The sequence below is a fragment of the Nocardioides sp. P5_C9_2 genome, assembly GCF_054049555.1.
The window spans coordinates 1-3,244 of sequence record NZ_JBFUMD010000450.1 but is presented as its reverse complement, the minus strand read 5'-3'; the positions used below and the strand labels follow the sequence as shown (position 1 = coordinate 3,244).

The 3,244-nt window shown below is 70.3% G+C and carries 4 protein-coding genes and 1 pseudogene; 3 read left to right on the top strand and 2 right to left on the bottom strand.

Translation table 11 applies throughout. The features are described 5' to 3' along the window. Nucleotides 1–249: pseudogene (locus tag ACXJKL_RS17910) on the top strand (amino acid ABC transporter permease); the annotation flags it as partial. Then, nucleotides 249–1,112 (top strand): amino acid ABC transporter permease, encoded by an 864-nt coding sequence (locus tag ACXJKL_RS17905; RefSeq protein ID WP_457208362.1) that lies wholly within the window; start codon nt 249–251, stop codon nt 1,110–1,112. The pseudogene ACXJKL_RS17910 and the gene ACXJKL_RS17905, both read left to right, overlap by 1 nt. 30 nt (nt 1,113–1,142) lie before the next feature. On the opposite strand, the gene ACXJKL_RS17900 is transcribed toward ACXJKL_RS17905, so the two are convergent. Beyond that, nucleotides 1,143–1,613 carry a hotdog fold domain-containing protein gene (locus ACXJKL_RS17900; RefSeq protein WP_457208361.1) on the bottom strand — a complete coding sequence of 157 codons (471 nt, stop codon included), beginning with the start codon at nt 1,611–1,613 and terminating at the stop codon, nt 1,143–1,145. A gap of 159 nt (nt 1,614–1,772) precedes the next feature. Here ACXJKL_RS17900 and ACXJKL_RS17895 point away from each other — a divergent pair, with 159 nt between their 5' ends. After that, nucleotides 1,773–2,270, top strand: a complete 498-nt coding sequence (locus tag ACXJKL_RS17895) for a MarR family winged helix-turn-helix transcriptional regulator (RefSeq protein WP_457208360.1) — start codon at nt 1,773–1,775, stop codon at nt 2,268–2,270. A gap of 6 nt (nt 2,271–2,276) precedes the next feature. Here the strand turns inward: ACXJKL_RS17895 and ACXJKL_RS17890 are convergent. Next, nucleotides 2,277–3,244 (bottom strand): ATP-binding cassette domain-containing protein (locus ACXJKL_RS17890; RefSeq protein ID WP_457208359.1); only part of this gene is annotated, 968 nt, incomplete at its 5' end.

The window sequence follows — 3,244 nt, the reverse complement described above, 5'->3', positions numbered from 1 at the left end:
GTGCTCCCCCAGGCGATCCGGGCCTCGGTGCCGCCGGTGGCCAGCGCCCAGATCGCCCTGTTGAAGAACACCTCGGTCGCCGCCGTCTTCGGCGTGATCGAGGCGACCGCGCAGATGAAGGTCATGACCAACAACAACGCCGACGAGCGGTGGGGGATCTTCATCGCCTTCGCCATCGGGTACGTCGTGCTGGTCGAGCTCGTCTCGCTCGTCGCCGCCACCTTCGAACGACGCTGGAGGATCGCGTAATGGCTTCAGGAGTCCTCTTCGACGCGCCAGGACCCAAGACGGTCGCCCGGCACCGCATCTACACGGTCGTCGCCGTCGTCGCGCTCGTCGCGCTCGTCGCCTACGCGATCAAGCGGCTCTACGACGCCGGTCAGTTCGAGTACGCCCTGTGGGAGCCGTTCGTCACTCCCAACATCATGCGCGCGATCGGCGAGGCCTGGCTGGACACGCTCACCATGGCCGTCCTGGCCGTGCTCGGCGCCCTGGTCTTCGGCCTCGTGTTCGGCGTCGGCAAGCTCTCCGACCGCAAGCCCGTGCGCTGGGTCAGCTGGCTGGTCGTGGAGTTCTTCCGGGCGGTGCCGGTCATCATGCTGATGATCTTCTCGTTCTACGCGATCTTCAACAGCATGTCGATCGAGGACGGCGCGTACTGGTCGGTCGTGCTGTCCCTCACGGTCTACAACGGCGCGGTGCTCGCCGAGGTGTTCCGCGCCGGCGTCAACGCCGTCCCGCGCGGCCAGGCCGAGGCGGCGTACGCGATCGGGATGCGCAAGTCCCAGGTGATGAACGTGATCCTGCTGCCCCAGGCGGTGAAGATCATGATCCCGGCGATCATCAGCCAGATGGTGGTCGCGCTCAAGGACACCAGCCTGATCCTGATCGTCTTCGGGGTCGGGCTCACCAAGATCCTCAAGTCGTTGCCGCTGAGCTTCAACAACATCGTGCCCACCACGATCGTGATCTCGGGTCTCTACGTCCTCACCAACCTCGGCCTCACCTACCTCGCCACCCGGGCACAGCGGCGCTTCGTGGGCGAGAAGGACATCCTGCAGGTCAGCAACGTGGCCGAGCAGCCCAGCACCGCCACCACCGGCATCGTCTGAGGCTGCTGTCCGCCGTGATGCCGGTGGGGGCTACGGCCGCCGCGGCCTCTCGGTGACGTGGAGCCGGATGACGCCCTCGATCACGACGGTGCCGTCCCGGCGTACGCCGCGCACCCGGACGCCGACGTGGGGGTCGTCGCCGGTCCACTGCTCGGGGTCGGTCTCGGCGATGCAGGTGATGTCGGAGTCCGCCTTGGCCGTGTAGGCCACCTCCATCCCCTTCGGGATCCACCGCTTGTGCGCCGGGATGCTCACCTCGGCGAGTGCACCCATGGCAGCCTCGAGGCCGTTGCACAGCGCGATCGCGTGCACGGTTCCGAGGTGGTTGTGCACCGACCGGCGCTTGCGGATCACGAGCTCTGCGTGGTGGGGCTCCAGCACGGTGAAGCGCGGGTGGATCGACGCGAAGTACGGCGCCTTCTGCGCGAAGAGCGCCGAGAAGATGCGCTGCCCCTGCGGCAGCTTGGCGGTCGTGTTCCAGAGGTCGAGGACGCGGGGCATGGGCACACCCTACCGGGCGGTAACTTCAGCCGGGCGCCACCTCGATCGGCCCCACCCGGTTGCCGGCCGTCGTCGCAGTGCCAGCGCACGCGACCGGACGATCGCGCTGCCCGACTGTCTTGATGTCAAGATTCTCGACCGATCTGGCAGACTGCCGCCATGCGTGACGAGGTGGACGCCCTGGTGGAGGCGTGGGCGCGCGAGCGCAGCGACCTCGACCTGGGGCCGGTCGAGGTCTTCAGCCGCATCAGCCGGCTCTCCCGGCACCTCGACCTGGCTCGCCGGGCCGCTTTCACCACGCACGGCATCGAGTCGTGGGAGTTCGACGTGCTCGCCGCGCTCCGGCGGGCCGGGGCGCCGTACGAGCTCTCCCCCGGGCGGCTCCTGCGCGAGACGCTCGTGACCAGCGGCACCATGACCAACCGGGTCGACCGGCTGGCCTCGCGCGGGTTCGTCGAGCGGCTGCCCGACCCGCACGACCGACGCGGCGTGCTGGTCCGGCTGACCGCGGAGGGCAAGGCGACCGTCGACGGCGCCTTCGGAGCCCTGCTCGGCGCCGAGGCCGCACTGCTGGACGGCCTTCCGCCGCGGGAGCGGACCACCCTGGCCCGGCTGCTGCGCACGCTGCTGGCGCCGTTCAGCCCCGACGACGCGTAGACCTGCCTACTCGAGGGCCTCGGAGACCTCGAGCCACTCCATCTCGAGCTCGTCCTTCTCGGCCTGCAGGGCATGGAGCTCGGCCCCGACCCGCGCCAGCAGGTCGTAGTCGGTGAGCTGGGCGGCCATCTCGGCGTGCAGCACGGTCTCCCGCTCGGCGATCCGCGCGAGCCGCTTGTCGATGCGGGCCAGGGCCTTGCGGGCGACCCGCTCCTCGGCACTGCCGGAGCGCGACCTGGGGGTGCCTCCGGACGCGGCCGAGGCGCCCGCGGGCGTCACCGAGGTGGCCGACGCCTTCGCGGCGGCGACGTCCGACGTACGCCGCGCGGCCCGGCGCTCGAGGTACTCGTCGACGCCACGGGGCAGCATCGAGATCTTGCCGTCGCCCAGCAGCGCCCAGACCGAGTCGGTGACCCGCTCGAGGAAGTACCGGTCGTGCGAGACGACGACCAGGGTGCCCGGCCAGCCGTCGAGGAAGTCCTCGAGGACGTTGAGGGTCTCGATGTCGAGGTCGTTGGTCGGCTCGTCGAGGAGCAGCACGTTGGGCTCGGTCAGCAGCAGCTTGAGCAGCTGGAAGCGCCGGCGCTCGCCGCCGGACAGGTCGCCCAGGCGGGCGGTCAGCCGGTCGCCGGTGAAGCCGAAGCGCTCCAGCAGCGAGGTGGCCGTCAGCTCCTGGCCGTCGGCCGTCCTGGTCACACGGCGGATGGACTCCACCGTCGGCAGGACGCGTCCCGCGGGGTCGATGTCGTCCAGCGCCTGGGTGAGGTGCTGCATCGACACCGTGCGCCCGTGCTTCACCTTGCCCGTGCGCGGCGCCAGGTCGCCCGACAGCAGGGACAGCACGGAGGTCTTGCCGGCACCGTTGACGCCCACGATCCCGACCCGGTCGCCGGGGCCGAGGCGCCAGGTGGCGTGGTCGAGCAGCTGGCGCTCGCCGCGGAACAGGTCGACGTCCTCGACGTCGAGGACGTCCT